The organism is Streptomyces sp. NPDC047841, from assembly GCF_040704085.1.
In the GTDB taxonomy this organism is placed as follows: domain Bacteria; phylum Actinomycetota; class Actinomycetes; order Streptomycetales; family Streptomycetaceae; genus Streptomyces; species Streptomyces argyrophylli.
In genome coordinates this window covers 34,479-49,817 of record NZ_JBEYRP010000010.1, presented here as the reverse complement: position 1 = coordinate 49,817, position 15,339 = coordinate 34,479, and the positions used below count along the sequence as shown (strand labels likewise).

Annotated in this window: 12 protein-coding genes; 7 read left to right on the top strand and 5 right to left on the bottom strand. The window is 73.9% G+C overall.

Going from position 1 to position 15,339, the window contains the following annotated elements; translation table 11 throughout:
- Window positions 1–197: 197 nt before the first annotated feature.
- Window positions 198–1,409, bottom strand: coding sequence for an ROK family transcriptional regulator (locus tag AB0947_RS17770; RefSeq protein ID WP_366751257.1), 1,212 nt, complete (start codon window positions 1,407–1,409; stop codon window positions 198–200).
- 597 nt (window positions 1,410–2,006) lie between these two features.
- Here AB0947_RS17770 and AB0947_RS17765 point away from each other — a divergent pair.
- Both AB0947_RS17765 and AB0947_RS17760 read left to right on the top strand, forming a co-directional pair.
- Entirely contained in the window at window positions 2,007–3,230 is a 1,224-nt protein-coding gene (locus tag AB0947_RS17765; RefSeq protein WP_366751256.1) for a PP2C family protein-serine/threonine phosphatase, read from the top strand.
- 28 nt (window positions 3,231–3,258) lie between these two features.
- Complete coding sequence (locus AB0947_RS17760; protein ID WP_366751255.1) at window positions 3,259–3,630, top strand: STAS domain-containing protein; 372 nt, start codon at window positions 3,259–3,261, stop codon at window positions 3,628–3,630.
- Window positions 3,631–3,651: 21 nt separating this feature from the next.
- Here AB0947_RS17760 and AB0947_RS17755 read toward each other — a convergent pair whose 3' ends face one another.
- The 3 genes from AB0947_RS17755 to AB0947_RS17745 all read right to left on the bottom strand — a co-directional run bounded on the left by AB0947_RS17755 (window position 3,652) and on the right by AB0947_RS17745 (window position 7,807).
- Window positions 3,652–6,444 (bottom strand): SpoIIE family protein phosphatase, encoded by a 2,793-nt coding sequence (locus tag AB0947_RS17755; protein ID WP_366751254.1) that lies wholly within the window; start codon window positions 6,442–6,444, stop codon window positions 3,652–3,654.
- A 108-nt stretch (window positions 6,445–6,552) separates the two neighbouring features.
- A complete protein-coding gene (locus tag AB0947_RS17750; protein ID WP_366751253.1) occupies window positions 6,553–7,059 on the bottom strand; it encodes a DUF3291 domain-containing protein in 507 nt (168 codons plus the stop codon).
- 31 nt (window positions 7,060–7,090) lie between these two features.
- Complete coding sequence (locus tag AB0947_RS17745; RefSeq protein WP_366751252.1) at window positions 7,091–7,807, bottom strand: helix-turn-helix domain-containing protein; 717 nt, start codon at window positions 7,805–7,807, stop codon at window positions 7,091–7,093.
- 180 nt (window positions 7,808–7,987) lie between these two features.
- Between AB0947_RS17745 and AB0947_RS17740 the strand changes: the two genes are divergently transcribed.
- From AB0947_RS17740 to AB0947_RS17730, 3 genes are all read left to right on the top strand, one after another.
- Window positions 7,988–8,860, top strand: coding sequence for an alpha/beta hydrolase (locus AB0947_RS17740; protein WP_366751251.1), 873 nt, complete (start codon window positions 7,988–7,990; stop codon window positions 8,858–8,860).
- Between the two features lie 107 nt (window positions 8,861–8,967).
- A complete protein-coding gene (locus tag AB0947_RS17735) occupies window positions 8,968–10,029 on the top strand; it encodes a hypothetical protein (protein WP_366751250.1) in 1,062 nt (353 codons plus the stop codon).
- Between the two features lie 15 nt (window positions 10,030–10,044).
- Window positions 10,045–10,305, top strand: coding sequence for a hypothetical protein (locus AB0947_RS17730; RefSeq protein WP_366751249.1), 261 nt, complete (start codon window positions 10,045–10,047; stop codon window positions 10,303–10,305).
- A 382-nt stretch (window positions 10,306–10,687) separates the two neighbouring features.
- Here the strand turns inward: AB0947_RS17730 and AB0947_RS17725 are convergent, their stop codons facing one another.
- On the bottom strand, window positions 10,688–12,997 hold the full coding sequence (locus tag AB0947_RS17725; RefSeq protein ID WP_366751248.1) for a beta-L-arabinofuranosidase domain-containing protein: 2,310 nt from the start codon (window positions 12,995–12,997) through the stop codon (window positions 10,688–10,690).
- A 364-nt stretch (window positions 12,998–13,361) separates the two neighbouring features.
- On the opposite strand from AB0947_RS17725, the gene AB0947_RS17720 reads away from it, so the two are divergent.
- Together AB0947_RS17720 and AB0947_RS17715 are read left to right on the top strand one after the other, a co-directional pair.
- Window positions 13,362–13,505, top strand: a complete 144-nt coding sequence (locus tag AB0947_RS17720) for a hypothetical protein (protein WP_366751247.1) — start codon at window positions 13,362–13,364, stop codon at window positions 13,503–13,505.
- 150 nt (window positions 13,506–13,655) lie between these two features.
- On the top strand, window positions 13,656–15,128 hold the full coding sequence (locus AB0947_RS17715) for a protein kinase (protein WP_366751246.1): 1,473 nt from the start codon (window positions 13,656–13,658) through the stop codon (window positions 15,126–15,128).
- The last annotated feature ends 211 nt before the right edge of the window (window positions 15,129–15,339 follow it).

Genomic DNA, 15,339 nt, shown 5'->3' with positions numbered 1-15,339 from the left:
GCTGTCGCCGTGGCGTGCAGTGCAGCGGGAGCGTGGGGTCGCGGTCAGGGGAGCGCCTGCCGTGACGAACGGGGGAGGGTACCGTCTTCGGGCCGGGCTCCGCGCCGCCGACGGCGGGAGCGGGCGGGGCCGGGCTCATGGCGGCCCCGGCACCGGACGGCACCCGGGGGCCGTCGGTGGCCGGATGCGCCGGCGGTCTACGGGCTGCGGCTCTGCAGCGTCATGGGCTGCTCCTCGTACGTGTCCGATCCCAGGAAGGACTGGATCGCGGTGGCCGCGGCCCCCCGCGCCCACTCCTCGAAGGCGAGAGGACGTGTCACCACGTCACACCGCGCGGCGGTGCCGAAGGCGGACGCGGCGAAGGAGTCCCGGATGCCCTCGGCGAAGAGGTCGTAGGCGGCCAGGCCCTCCCCGGAGATGATCACCCGCTCGGGACCGAGGAGGTTCACCAGCGAGCCGATCGCCTTGCCGATGGCCTCGCCGGCCCGCGCGTAGACCGCCCGGGCGCCGGGGTCCTCGCGGCGGGCCAGGTCCAGCGCCTCGGCGATGCCGGCCACCCGCTCGCCGGTGGCCGCGCGCACCGCTCGCACGATGGCGGGGTCCGCCGCGATCGCCTCCACACACCCCCGGTTGCCGCAGTGGCACGGCGGGCCGAGCGGGTCGAGGGACAGATGCCCGATCTCCCCGGCCACGCCGTGCGCGCCGGACACCACCCGTCCGTGCACCACCAGGCCGCAGCCGATGCCGGCGCCCACGGTGACCAGGGCGAAGTGCGAGAGTCCGACTCCGGCCCCGAACCAGTGCTCGGCGACCGTGAGCGCGCGCACGTCGTTGTCGACCGTGACCGGCAACCCGGTCGTGGCCTCGACGAGTTCGGCGAGCGGTACGTCCCGCCACTCCAGGAAGGGCGAGTAACGGACCACACCCTCGGCCCGGTCCACGTCCCCCGAGATCGCGATGCCCAGCCCCCGTACCCGCACGCCGAATCCGACGGCCTCGGTGAGCAACTCCTGTACCAGCGCGGTGATGACGGGGAGCACCGCCTCCGGAGCGCGGCCCGTGAGGTGCACGTGCCGGGACATCCGGATGCGGCAGCACAGGTCGGTCAGTACGCCGATGATCTCGTCGCCGGTCACCTTGAGCCCGATGAACAGCGCCCTCCCGCCGTCCACCCACACCAGGCTGGCCGGGCGTCCCACGGCGGGCGGCGCCTCTTCGTCCACCCCCTCGACCAGGTAGCCGAGTTCCATCAGCGGGCGGACCGCCTTGGTGACGGCGGCGGCGGAGAGGCTGGTCCGCCGCGCGACCTCGGCCCGGGTGAGCGGGCCGTGGGAGAGCAGTGTGGTGAAGACCAGGGAAGCGGCCGGAGTCATCGTGGGGACCGACTCACGGGGGGAGGTCGGGCGCATGGCCGGAAACCTAGGCGTGACTCTTTTCCGCTGTCAATGAAAAAACCACACTTCTTCAGAAGTGCTCTCTGGAGGGGTTCTAAACCTGTGAAACTGCCTCCGATGCATGGATGTTGACGTGCATCCAAGGCCGTGTCCATGAGGGTGCCGGAAGCGCCTCGGTCGCCGACGGTACCGGTTTTCTATGTGGTTCTGGGGAGTGGTGGAGATGCGTCCCCCGACCCGTCCCGTCTCCACCCGTGCTTCCAGCCCTGGAAGCACGGCGGGTGCCGCCGCGTGGCCTCGTCGGCGCCGGGCGCAGCGAACGGGGCAGAGCCGTACTGGGCGTCGAACGGAGGACCGCCGGTGAGATCAGGCTGCACGGCACCCCGGCTCCCGGCGCACGCGTGGGGATCGAAGGGCACTGGCCAGGCTGGAGTACGCAGCCTCCGCCGCCGGCTCAGCCAGGCACGCCCTGACCGGCGCCGGCTGAAGAGATCCAGGCGGGCGCGGGCGCGGGCACTGGCCGTCGCCGGGCCGCGCGTGCCGTCCGGATGCGGGTACCCGTGTGGTGCCCGAGGACGGGTACGACCCGAGCGGCCAGGAGAGAGAGGCGAGGTGACCGACAGCACCGGGGCGTCGCTGTTGCGGCTGATGCAGGCCAGTCACACGGCCACGCTCGAACAGCTTCCGGGGATGATCGCCGGCCACGCCGCCGTGGCAGGCATGCACGACGTGGCCATCTTCGTGGTGGACATCCGGGAGACGGTGCTGCGCCGGCTCACCGGTGAGGGGCTGGATGCCGGACGCGGCGGGCAGGAGTTCACCGTCTCGGGCAGTCTGCCCGGCCAGGCCTACCGGCGCGTGGAACTGTTGCCCGAACCCGTGCGGGAGGGGGAGTGCGATCGTCCGGGCGGGCGGCGCTGGTGGGTGGCCGTCACCGACGGCGTGGAACGCCTGGGTGTGCTGCGGGCCGACACCGACACCGACGACGAACCCGTCCGCCGGGCCCTGCGCGACCTGGCGTCGATGACGGCCCTGCTGTTGCTGAGCAAGCGGTCCTACAGCGACTCCTACGCGCGTCTGGTGCGTACGGAGCCGATGAACGTGGCCGCGGAGATGCAGTGGAACCTCACCCCGCCACCCGCCTACGCGGGGCAGCAGGTCACCGTCGGCGCGGTGATGGAGCCCGCCTACCAGGTGGGCGGCGACGCCTTCGACTACGCGGTCGCCGGCAGCACGCTCCACCTGGGTGTCTTCGACGCCATGGGCCACGACACCACCGCGGGTATCACCGCGAACGTCGCCGTGTCCGCCTGCCGCAACGCCCGCCGCCAGGGTGCCTCGCTGTCCGAGACCAGCCGGAGGGTGGAGGAGACACTGCTCGGGCAGTTCGGCACCAGCCGCTACGTCACCGGTGTCCTGGCCGACCTGGACATGGAGAGCGGTCGGCTGACCTGGATCAACCGCGGTCACCACCTGCCCCTCCTGATCCGCGGCCACCGCTGGACCACCGAACTGGTCTGCCCCCCGGCCGGTCCCATGGGCGCGGACCTCGGCCTGTCGGTCATCATGGCCACCGAGCAGCTCGAACCGGGCGATCGCCTGCTGCTGTACACCGACGGCGTCGTCGAGGCCCGCGACAGGCACGGGACGGAGTTCGGCCAGGAGCGGTTCGTCGACTTCATCCGCCGTCACCACTCCGGCCGGCACACTCTGCACGAGACCCTGCGCCGGCTGATGGCCGCCATCATGGAACACCACGACGGCAAGCTCGACGACGACGCCACCGTACTGCTCACCGAGTGGCGCGGCGGCCACCAGCAGGAGCTGACCCCGTGAGGTCCGGTCCACGCGGAAGGAGGCGGCGATGAACACCGGCCGGCCCGCCTCCCGCGACCACCAGCACACCCTCCGGGTGCACGTCCGCCGCCTGAGCGCCCGCCGTCACCTCGTCACGGTCGCGGGCGCCCTCGACCTGCACACCGCCGCACACCTCGCCGACGCCCTGCGGCCCCTGGTGCTCACCGGCGGGCACAGCGTGCTCGTCGACCTGTCCGGCGTCGGCTTCCTGGACTCCACCGGGCTCACCTGCCTGATCGCGGTCTACCGCACGGCCCGCGGCACCGGCGCCCGCCTGGCGCTGATCGCACCCAGCGAACGCGTACGGCGGATGCTCGCGCTGACCGGAACGGACCAGGTACTGCACAGCTACGCCACCGTGGACTCCGTACCCGACTGACCGGCCGCGACCGGAGGCGGGTCAGCCGGGGTCGTCGAACAGGGCCAGCAGTGCCTCCTCGTCCGTCTCGGACGCCGGCTGCTCCGGCTGCGGAATCTGCTCGGCCCACACCGTTTTCCCCTGCGGCATGTAGCGGGCGCCCCAGCTCTTGGTGAACTGCGCCACGAGGAACAGACCCCGCCCGCCCTCCTCGGTCGTGGCCGCGCGTCTGATCCGCGGAGAGGTGTTGCTGCCGTCGGAGACCTCGCAGATCAGTGAGTCGTCACGCAGCAACCGCAGGCCCACCGGTCCCGGGCCGCCGTACCGCACGGCGTTGGTGACCAGCTCGCTGACCACGAGCCCGGTGTTGAAGTCCAGCTCCGGCATGCCCCAGGCGGCGAGCTGGGCACGGGTCAGCGCCCTGGCACGGGCCACGGCCGCGGGGTCGGACGGGAACTCCCAGCACGCCATCCGGTCCTCGGGCAGCGCGTGCACACGGGCCAGCAGCAGCGCCACGTCGTCGGACGGGCCGCTGGGCGGGAGCGCGTCCGTGACCCGGTCGCAGGTGTCCTCCAGATCCGGACCGGCGAGGCGCAGGGAGGCCAGCAGCTGGTCGGTGCGCGCCTCGGTGTCCTCGTAGCCGCGGCCCTCCTTCAGCAGTCCGTCGGTGTACATCGTCAGCAGGCTGCCCGCGGGCAGGCCGACGGTGGCGGACTCGTACGGCTGGAGCCCGCCGAGCCCGAGCGGCGGACCGGTCGGGAGGCCGATCAGCCGTGCCTCCCCGTCCGGAGTCAGCAGAGCCGGCGGCGGATGACCGGCCGTCGCTGCCGTGCACCGGCAGGACACCGGGTCGTAGATCGCGTACAGGCAGGTCGTCCCCGTCGCCGGGTCCTGGTCGTCGGCGTCTTCCTCGGGGGTGCGGCTGACCAGGTCGTCCAGGTGGGCCAGCACCTCCTCCGGCAACAGGTCGAGACCCGCCAGCGTCCGTACCGCCGTACGCAGCCGGCCCATGGTCGCCGCCGCCTGCAACCCGTTCCCGGGCACGTCACCGACGACCAGCGCCACCCGCATGCCGGACAGCGGGATCGCGTCGAACCAGTCCCCGCCCACCCCGGACCTGGCGTCGGCGGGCAGATAGCGGGAGGCGAGGCCGACGGTGCTCAGCCGGGGCAGGGCGTGCGGGAGCAGGCTGCGCTGCAGGGTGAGGGAGGCGTGGTGCTCCCGGCGGTAGTGGCGGGCGTTGTCCATGCTGATCGCGGCACGCGCCGCGAGCTCGCCGGCGAGCGTCAGGTCGTCCTGCTCGTACGGCCTCGTCCGGCCGCGGCGGTAGAACCCCGCCAGGCCGAGGACGGAGCCCCGCGCGGTCAGCGGAGCGCCCAGGTAGGAGTGCGCGCCCTCGCCGAGGAAGCCGACGGGGTGCGCGCGGCCGGCCGGGTGCCCGGCCAGGGCGGCGGTCATCACCGAGTCCGTGACCGGCTGCCCGGTCTCCAGGCACCGGGCCTGGGGTGTCCCGGCGGGGTAGCCGGCCGGCGCGTTCACCCCGTCGGCCGGAAGGCCGCGGGAGCCCTCGCCGGCCCAGGCGGCCACCCGGCGCAGCGGCACGCCGGGGCGCAGCGGTCCGGGCGGTGGCTCCTCGCCCGCCAGGACGCTCTCGGCCAGGTCGACGACGACCAGGTCGGCGAAGCGCGGCACGGTGATCTCCGCCAGCTGCTCGGCGGTGCGCCACAGGTCCAGGGTGGTGCCGAGCCGGACACCCGCCTCGTTCAGCAGGGCCAGCCGTCCGCGCGCCTCGGCGGCGAACCGGCCGACACCCGGCTCGCCCACGAGCAGCAGCCACGCGTCGGTTCCGCCGGCGTGCGGCTGCGCCGTCTCGGCGGGGCGGTCCGGGAACGGCACACCACCGCCGGGGCCGCTGGCGGCAGCCGGACGCGCCGTTCCCGTACCGCCGCTGTCCTCGAAACTGACCTCGACCGCCGCGCCCTCCGCGTCGCCGTGGTGCAGCTCCCGTCGGCGCAGGACGGCCACACGATTTCCCGCGAGCGGCACCTCGGCGAACGTCTCGCCGTTCGAGGAGATCAGGCCGACGGCACGCTCCAGCAGTGCCAGCCGTTCCTGCGAGGCCAGCCGGGGCGGCGGTCCGCCGCGCCGGGACAGCTCACCCGACTCCAGGTCCAGCTCGGCGTGCCCGCCGCGTTGCATGGCCCGGCGGAAGGAGTGCGTGAGTTCGAGCTCCCGTGCCGTGCTCAGCTCCAGCAGGCGTTCCCCGATGCGTTCGGTGGCGTCCTGGAGGACCAGCGCCATGCCGGGGTCGGCCAGCTCCCGGGGCACGGAGAGGTTGACCGCGCCCCGCACGGTGCCGCCCACCGGGTCGCGTACCGGCGCGGCCATGCAGGTGAGCTCCTTGAGGGCGTGCAGGAAGTGTTCGTGGCCGACGACCACGAACGGCGCCCTGGTGCTCAGCACCATGCTGACGCTGCTCGTTCCCATGAACCGCTCGTCGACGTTGGCGCCCGGCACCAGGGAGGCGGCGTCCATCAGGTCCAGCCCCACGGGGTCGCCCCACCGGTCGACGATGCGTGCGTGGGAGTCGGCCAGTGTCAGGGTCACCGGTACGCCCGAGAACCGTTCGTACAGGCGGGTCAGCACCGGTGTGGCGGCCCTGACCAGCCGGGTGTCGGGATCGAGGTCACGCTCGACCGGCAGGGCCGCGCGCTCGCGGTCGATGCCGAGGGACTGCGAGCGCTCCCAGGACGCGAGGATCTCCGGGCGCATTCCGGCGCCCAGCCGGGCCCGTTCGCCGTGATCGCTGCCGGAGGCATTTGGGTACGACTCCACCGCTCCAGAGTAATCAGGCAAATAGGGCATTTGCCTGGGTGGAGCTGCCCGGTCGTATGCGTTTCGGGCTGTTCCGGGCCCCAGGCCGGCGGGTTCCGCAGGGGAGTCCTAGCCGATCCGGGCCGCCGCCGGTTCCGGCCGGGCGCCCGGGGCGGCCTCGGCCGCCGTGTAGGGGGAGGCGAAGGTGAACGCGCGCGGGGACGGCCCGTGGGCCCGCAGGTCCGCCAGCCGCTCCAGGGCCTCGCCGGCGGTCGGGAGGTGGCCGGCGGGGACCCACCAGAGCACCAGGTGCGCCTCGACGTGCCGGTGGAACCATTCGCGGCGCCGCCGCAGCGCCTCCAGGTGCCCGCTGCGGTAGGTGAAGTCCCACAGCGCTTCCTGGCTCTCCCACACGGACAGGTTGACGATGACGTCCTCGCCCGCCGGGCGCAGGCCGGTGGCGTCGGCCGCCCCCTCCGCCACGAGCCGCCACACGAAGCCGGGCGCGGCGTCGGCGGCGGCGTTGACCGGGGCGAGCATCTCGACGAACGGTGCCGTGCGCGGGTCGTCGAGGGGGTGACGGAGCGTGGCGACGTTGAGCTGGGCGAGGTGGGCGGCGGGCGCGGATGCGGTCATGGCCCCATCCCAGCACGGCCCCCTTTCTATGTCAATGAATGTTGTTTTTAGAGTCCTCGACCACCACGCAGCATTCGCCCGGCCGGGCGTCCATACGCGCGCGGACGGGGCCGTCCGTGCCGAGCAACCCCTCCAGCAGGGCGAGGTTCATGCCGCAGACGAGGGGCGGGAAGCGCTCGGCGACGGCGTGGAAGGGGCAGTTGCGCATGCGGACGGCGCGTGCGCCCGCCGCGGCCGTCGCCGCGGGCCCTCCGGCGGCCTGGCCGCCCCCGGTGGCCCCGGCGTCCGCCACGTAGGGTTCGTAGCCGCGGGCGGCCAGCACCTCCATGGCTTCTTCGAGCCCGCCACAAGGTCCCGCCCGGCCGCGCAGCTCCTCCCCCCGGCGGCGCGCCGCCGCGCAGAGCCCGGCGTCCAGTCCGGCCTGCTCGGCGGCCTCGGCGAGCAGTTCGGCGGCGGTGCGGTAGTCACGGGCGGGCAGCGACACCGACCGTTCGGCACGGGCCCGCGTGTACACCTTGGCGGGGCGTCCGGCCCCCGGCCCCGAGCGGCCCGTCAGGCGGCGGCTGCCGCATTCCAGCAGCCCGGCCTCGGCCAGCTTGTCCAGATGGTGCGCGGCGAGCGTGCGAGCCACCCCGGCCGCCTCGGCGGCCTCGTTGCGGCCGACCTCGCGGCCCTGTGCCACCACGTACTCGTACAGGCGGCGCCGCACCGGATCCTGCAACACCGCGATCGAGTCGATGTCCTTCACCCCACCCAGTCTAGGAACAATCCAGGTTGGAGATAGAAAGGCGGGCCCGCCCCGGCCGATGCCGGACGCGCCGGTGGGCGGCCGCACCGTACCCGGCGGCCGGCCACGGGCGGGACCGGCGCGCATGAAGCGCCCCGGCCAGGGGAGCCGTGAGGTCCCGGCCACGCCACAGGAGGCTTCATGTTCGAGGGGTTCACGCTGACACGTCGCGAGGGCGACGGGGTCCGGTTGCGGGTGCGCCACGGCGGAGAGGGTCCCGCGGTGCTGCTCCTGCACGGGCACCCGCGCACGCACGCCACCTGGCACCGCGTGGCCCCGTTGCTGGCCGCCGCGGGGCACACGGTGGTCTGCCCCGACCTGCGCGGTTACGGGGAGTCCGACAAGCCCCCGACCGACCAGCGGCACACCCCGTACTCCAAGCGCGCCATGGCCGGCGACTGCCTGGAGCTCATGCACGGCCTCGGACACGACCGGTTCGCCGTCGTCGGGCACGACCGGGGTGCGTACGTGGCCACGCGCCTCGCCCTGGACCACCCGGACGCCGTGTCCGCCGTCAGCGTGCTGGACGCCGTCCCCATCGGGGAGGCGCTGCGGCGCTGTGACGCGACGTTCGCCGCCCGTTGGTGGCACTGGTTCTTCCTCGGGCAGACCGACAAACCCGCCGAACGCGTCATCAACGCCGACCCGGACGCCTGGTACAAGGCCACCGCCGAGCAGATGGGCGCCGAGGCCTACGACGACTACCGCCGCGCCGTCCACGACCCGGCCACCGTGCACGCCATGTGCGAGGACTACCGCGCCGGCCTCGGCATCGACCGCGAACACGACGACGCCGACCGGCGCGCCGGCCGGCGCATCGACTGCCCCCTGCAAGTGCTGTGGGCCACCCGCGACGACATGACCGACCTCTACGGCGACGTGCTGGGCGTCTGGCGCCCCTGGGCGGCCGGCCGGCTCGACGGCTCCCCGGTCCACTCCGGACATCACATGGCCGAAGAGGCTCCCGAGGCACTCGTCACCGCGCTGCTCGCCTTCTGGGAAGCGGCGCCGTAGGAGCGGACGGCCGCACGGCGGCCCACTTGGCAGGGCTGTTGACAGCGCACCGATCGCCCGGCTGGAACAAAATGGGACGAAAGTGACGGCGAACTCGGGGAGGCACGGTGGCGCAGGGCAACGCTGGGAACGACGAGGGGGCCGCCGAGGAGCGCGACCCGTACGACGGGGAACCCGACGCGCACGACAGCGACGGGGACGCCGGCGAGTACCCCCGGCCCGAGCCGTACGACGTCGAGCCGGAGCCCTGCGGCAGCACCGCCACGGCGTACGAGGCACCGGCACCGGCTGTCCCCACCGCAGACGGGCCGGCCGGGGCGCGCGTGCCGGCCGGCGCCGGTCCCGACGTCTTCCTCGACGTTCCGGTACTGAAGGTCGACGAGATCGACCTGGACGTCGAGGACCTGCGCGCGCATGTCTCGCTCCAGGCCGAGGTGCTCGACCTGGTGAAGCTGAACGTGGGCGCCGATGTCGCGCTGGGCCGGGTGCACCTGGGCATCTCGGGCGTGGAGGCACAGGCTCAGCTCCGGGTGCGCCTCGACAACGTCGCCTCGATCATCAACCGCGTGCTGACCACGATCGATCGCAACCCGGAGATCCTGCGTGAGGTCGCGCGGGGCGTCGGCTCCGCTGTGCGGGACGTCGGCGACGGGGCCCGCCAGGCCGTCGGGGAGCTGGGCACGGGCGCCGGAAGGGCCGTCCAGGACGTCGGCCTGGGCGCCCGGGACGCGGTGCGGGACGTCGGTCGCGGCGTCGGCTCGGTGGCCGAGGACGTCGGCCAGGGCGCCACCGGCGCCGTCCGTGACGTGGGCACCGCCGCCGGGCGCGCGGTGCGGGAGGCCGGTGGTGCGACGGGCCGGGCCGTCGGCGAGACCGGCACGGCGGCCGGTGCCGCCGCGGGGGAGGCGGTCGCGGGGGCCGCGGATGTGACCGGAGCGGCGCCGGACAGCGGTCGCGTGATCGCGGACGCCCCGCACGCGGCGGACGGCGCCGCGCCTCGCACCGAGTCCGCCGCACGCGGTGCGGTCCGCAAGCCGGCGCAGGGCCGCCGCCGGGCCGTCCGGGACCAGGAAGGCACCCGCGCGCGCCGAGCGCGCAGCGAGGACGGCGAGCCGGCACTCCGGCCGCGCCGCCACCGCACCACCGAGACGCGGGAGGAACCGCCCTGAACGGCAGGCGCGGCCGTGGACAGCGAGGCGTGGGACATCGCGTTCCGGTCGGCGGTCCACGCCGGGCGCCTGCGTTTCACGGAGGAACCCAGGACAGCCGTCCGCTTCCCCGGCGCCGGCCGGCGGGAGTCGGCGAGCCACAGCGAGCGAACCCGCCTCCCCGGCCGGATCGTGCCCGGCGAGGAGTACCGCGACGTCACCGTTGCCTACCGCCTCGCCACCCGGCTCAGCGGGCCGGAAGACCCAGGAGCGAGCCCATGCCCGGAGGGGTGCTGAAAGGACCCCCGGGGCCCGAGCCGTCTGTCTGGGCCGGCCGCACGCACCACCGGGCCGAAGTGAGCGCGTCCGCTGCTTGGACGGTCTGGGCGCCACCCACTGCGCCGAACTGCCCTTCCTCCTCGACACCTTCGACGCCTACCCCGACAGCCCCGTGCTCGCCGGTGCCGGCGACGCCGAACGCGCGCTGGGCCACGCGTTCGGGACGGCTCTCGCCGGGTTCGTCGCCGCCGGCACCGTCGAGGACTGGCCGCCGTACGCCCCGGCGACCGCCCCCGCGTCCGCCGCTTCGGCTGAGCGGGCGGACCGTGAAGCCGCGGAGGACCCGGTTCCGAGGTGTACGGGAGGAGATCCGCACGTGGGCCCCCCGGGCGTCCCGCGGTCACCGCAGGATGCGCCAGCGGTGGCCGGCCGTGCCGTCGTCCGGTGCCTGGACCACGAAGGCGCCGACGGCGCCGGACCCGTTCTCCGCGGCGAGCAGTTTCCCGCTGTGCGCGTTGCGGATCGTGAAGGTGCCGTCGCCTTGGTCGAGCAGGGTCCAGCGGTGGTCGGCGGTGCCGTTGTCCGACCACTGAAGGACGGTGGCGCCGTCGGCCGTGGACATGTTCAGCACACCGAGCACCTTGCCGCTGTGGACGTTGCGGAAGCGGAAGGCGTCGCCGTCGGGGATCATTTCCCAGTCGTGGTCGGCCGTTCCGTTGTCGCTCCAGAGCAGGGCGCGGCCGCCGTCGGCGGTGGACATGTCCTGGATGCCCAGCACCAGACCGCCGGCCGCGTCGGCCAGGCGGACGGAGGGCGGGCCGCCGGTCTTCCAGTAGACGGTGTAGTTGTGGCCGTGCGCGTCGTGGAAGGGCCCCAGACCGACGGTGCCGCCGTTCGCCGTGGCGGTGAAGGCGAGCGCGGTGGAACTGGTCCGCCTGATCGAGGAGGTGTCGAGCGCGGGGAGGGAACCGAGGGCGGTGTCGCCGTAGTCGCCGGCCAGGACGACCGGACCGTAGGTGACCGCGCAGACGTTCGGGTCGTCGTTGGCCGGCCGCAGGACGGTGCGCATGGGCAGGCGCACGGTGACGGTGTCACCGGAGGACCAGGCCCGCTCCAGGGTCGCGTAACTCCCGGCCGCCACGGGGATGTTCTGCGTGACGCCGTTGACGCTGAGGCTCGCCCCGGTCGTCCAGCCGGGGATGCGGACGCGCATCGCCCAGGTGCCGCCCACGTCACCGGTGACGCGCAGCGTCGTGGTGTCGCTCGCCGGGTACGACGTGGTCTGGGTGACGGTGATGCCGCGCTGGGTCCACGTGAGCACCGACGGCACGAACAGGTTGACGGTGAGCGTCGTGCCGGAGTGGAAGTAGACGGAGTCCATGAGCCGGGTGTGGACCTCCACGCCCGTGCCCTGGCAGCACCAGAAGGTGGTGTAGTCGGTGCTCCAGGTGCCGCCGCCCCACGCCGGGCCGACACCGCGCCGGCCCCCGGGCCTCAGCGGGGTGAAGTAGGTGACGTGCCCGTGGGGGTCCGCCGGGTTCTGGTTGCCGATGACGTGGTTGAGCCAGGCCTGTTCGTAGTAGTCGAACAGCGCGGCCCGGTCCGGCGTCAGTGTGAACAGCTCCCTGGTGAGGGTGAGCATGTTGACCGTGTTGCAGCTCTCGCAGGTGTCGTCGGCCAGGTAGGCGGCGATGGCGTTCGGGGCGCGGAAGTGCTCCGCCTGGCTGTTGCCGCCGATGGCGTAGGTGTGGGAGCCGACGCAGTGGTTCCAGGCGTTGGTGGCGATGTCGCGGTACCGGGTGGTGCCGGTCGCCTTGTACGCGCGGACCGCCCCGATCCACTTCGGCACCTGGGTGTTGGCGTGCAGCCCGGCCAGCGCGTCCTGGCCCGCCGCCAGCGGGTCGAACACCGCGGCGTGGTCGAAGCGCTGGGCCACCGTGAGCCACCGGGCGTCACCGGTCTGCTGGCAGAGGTCGGTCAGGACCGCGTTCATGCCGCCGAACTCGGTGCCCAGCACGGCCTGCATCTGGGCGGTGGTCAGCCGGCCGGTGCGCGCGTCGACCCAGCCCGCGAGAGCCAGCAGCACATCGCGGGCCTGGGTGCTGCCGAGGTGCCGCCACACGTCCAGCAGACCGGTCATGGTCTTGTGGACGGTGTAGTACGGCACGTTGCCGTTCCGCAGGGTGCCGGCCTCCAGCGCCGTGAAGTCGGACTCGGGGTAGCCCGAGAGGTAGCCCGCGCCGTAGCCCGCGGCGCCGTTGTTGGCCTGGCACCTGGCCAGCTCCGCCACCATGTACAGGGCCTTGTCGCGGGCCGTCGTGTCGCCCGTGACCGCGTACAACTGCGCCCAGGCGGTCAGGAAGTGGCCCTGGACGTGGCTGCGGAACGGGAAGGTGGGGGCGTCCCAGCCGCCCGTCGCCGCCGCGCCGCCCGTCGACAGGCGGTGGTTGGCACGGAAGGTGTACAGCAGCCGGTCGACGTCGACGAAGCGGAGATAGGCGGCGGTGCGGTCCTGGTTGTCCAGCCACCGGCTCGCGGTGAGCCTGACCTGGCCCAGGTCGAAGGGTGACGCCTTGGTCCCGATGTCGGTGCGGACCGGCGGGACGCTCGCCGCCCTCGCCGCGGTGCCGCCGAGCAGGGGGCCGGCGGTGGAGCCGACGGCCGTGGTCGCGGCGAGCTTGAGGAGCCGTCTTCTGCTGAACTCGGGCATTCTCGAACATCTCCTTGCGTGGGGGAGTCGAGCGCATCGGGCCGTGGCCGGCGCCGCCCGGCCGAGGCTCACGCCGGGGGGCCGCCGTGAAGGGCCGCGGGATCGATGAGCGACCGCATGGGTTCGTAATTTCGAACAGTGTTCGCTAGATCGTCGAGACCATAGTGGGGTGGATGACGGACCGTCAACGGCGCCGACACCTTCCGTCGATCGCCCGCCAGGACCGGGCGGGGATCGACGGCGGCCGCCCGTTGTTCGCCTGCGGCGTCCGCGGCGACTCTGCGATGCTGCTGGGTGGCCGGCGCCTGCCGCGCGGCGACAGACGTCGGCAGATAGACCTCCGCCATCTCACAAGGGAGTTCACATGCGTCTGTGCAAGCGTGCGCTGGCCCTCACGTTCCTGGCCGCCGTGGCCCTCACCACCCTCGGCCCGCAGGCCGTGGCCGCACCCATGCCCTGGGAGACCAGCACGGTCACCGTGCGGTGCGCACCCCCCTGCTACCAGTAGGCCGCTGTCCCGGGAGCGCCTGCGCGGCACCGGGGGCCGCACCGGACGAGTCGGCGCAGGGGTACTCCGGCCCCTCAGGGGTACGCGTGTGCGGCGCCCCCCTCGCAGGCGCACCTGTGGGCAGCACCTGGACAAGCAGTGGGAGATGGCATGAGGCTCCGCCAGTCGGCTCTGGCACCGTTGCGGTGTTCCGCGCACGTACTGGGCGGGCGGTATCGCCTGGACGCGGTCATCGGCTCGGGTGGCGCCGGCGACGTCCACCGCGGCTTCGACCTGCGTCTGAAACGCCGGGTGGCGGTCAAGGTCTTCCGCACCGGTGCCGACGGCGACGCGGAGGACGGCTTCCACAACGAGGCGGTCATCCTCGCCCGGTTGCGGCACCCCGGCCTGGTCACCGTCTACGACGCCGGCCGGCACGACGGACGTGCCTACCTGGTGATGGAGCTGATCGAAGGCCCGACGCTGAAGGCGCGCATCGCCACGGGTTCCCTGGCGCCCGGGGAGACCGCCGCCCTCGGAGCCGGCCTCGCGCGTGCTCTGGCCCACGCGCACGACGCGGGGATCGTGCACCGTGACGTGAAGCCCTCGAACATCATCCTGGACGCCTCCGGCCGCCCCCACCTGACCGACTTCGGCATTTCCCGGCTGCTCGACGCCACCACCCGTACCGCCACCGGCACCCTCGTCGGCACGGCCGCCTACCTGTCCCCGGAGCAGGTGCTCGGCCGGCCCGTCGGCCCGCCCGCCGATGTCTACGCCCTCGGGCTGGTGCTCCTCGAATGCGTCACGAGCCGGCTCGAATACGACGGTACCCCCCTGGAGGCCGCGATCGCGCGGCTCCACCGGCGGCCCGAACTGCCCGGTTCCCTCCCGACGGAGTTCGCGGCCCTGCTGGCGGACATGACCGCGCTGGACGCCGACGCCCGCCCGTCGGCCGAGGACTGCGTCCGGACGCTGGCCGCCCTCGCCGAGGCGGACGGCCCACGGGCGGTCCCGCCCCCGGCCGAGGTCACGAGCCTGGTTCCCGAGCAGGTACCGGCGTGGGCCGACCGCACGCACCCGCATGCGCCGCACACGACCGGCACGGCCGCACCGAAGGCCGTGCCCGCGCGCGGCCGCCGTCTGGTCGCCGGGACGGCTGCCGTGCTGGCGGCCGCCGTGGCCGCCACGGTCGCCGCGTCCGACGGATCCGCGCACCAGGCAGCGGCGCGTGCGATGAGCAGCCCCTCCGTGAAGGCCGACGCACCGGGCGCGTCCGCTCCGGGTCACGAGGCGGGATCCGCCCCCGTCAAGCTCTCCGCCCGCGACGTCCCCGCGGGGCGGCTTCCCGGCTCCACTCCCAGCCAGACCCCCGGCTCCGCCCCGGCTGTGCCGAGCCGGTCGCCGGCCGTCGGCACGGATGCCGCCTACGGCACCACGGCCCCGCCGTCACCCACGGCCTCCCAGGACACACCGGGCAGCGGGGTCACACGAGCGTCCGGGACCGCGTCACACGGCAACAGGGGAGCAGCCCGGTCCGGCGAGCGGCCCGGCAAGCCGCAGAAGGCCGAAGAGGCGCACCAGAAGAAGGCCGGCAAGAAGAAGGCCGGGAAGAACGAGGCCGGGAAGAAGAAGGCGCACTGAGAGTCCGCCCCTGGCGGCGCGGGTCTACCCCTCCGGCGTCCCGCGCCGTACCCGTGCCGCCCCACTGGTCCCCCCGTACACCCACGCCCACACCGTCACGGCCCGGTACACGCAGGCGTCCGCGGGGCCGAGCCGGGAGGGTCCCGCCGGCGGTCTGCGGGGGGCCCCGGCCCGATGGCCGGAACCGGCGGTGACGCGCAGGGAAGGTGGG

What these genes read in the sequence shown, in the direction of transcription:
- AB0947_RS17770 (WP_366751257.1), bottom strand. Translation starts at nt 1,409, where the DNA reads ATGCGCCCGACCTCCCCCCGTGAGTCGGTCCCCACGATGACTCCGGCC.
- AB0947_RS17760 (WP_366751255.1), top strand. Translation starts at nt 3,259, where the DNA reads ATGAACACCGGCCGGCCCGCCTCCCGCGACCACCAGCACACCCTCCGG.
- AB0947_RS17750 (WP_366751253.1), bottom strand. Translation starts at nt 7,059, where the DNA reads ATGACCGCATCCGCGCCCGCCGCCCACCTCGCCCAGCTCAACGTCGCC.
- AB0947_RS17740 (WP_366751251.1), top strand. Translation starts at nt 7,988, where the DNA reads ATGTTCGAGGGGTTCACGCTGACACGTCGCGAGGGCGACGGGGTCCGG.
- AB0947_RS17725 (WP_366751248.1), bottom strand. Translation starts at nt 12,997, where the DNA reads ATGCCCGAGTTCAGCAGAAGACGGCTCCTCAAGCTCGCCGCGACCACG.
- AB0947_RS17720 (WP_366751247.1), top strand. Translation starts at nt 13,362, where the DNA reads ATGCGTCTGTGCAAGCGTGCGCTGGCCCTCACGTTCCTGGCCGCCGTG.
- AB0947_RS17715 (WP_366751246.1), top strand. Translation starts at nt 13,656, where the DNA reads ATGAGGCTCCGCCAGTCGGCTCTGGCACCGTTGCGGTGTTCCGCGCAC.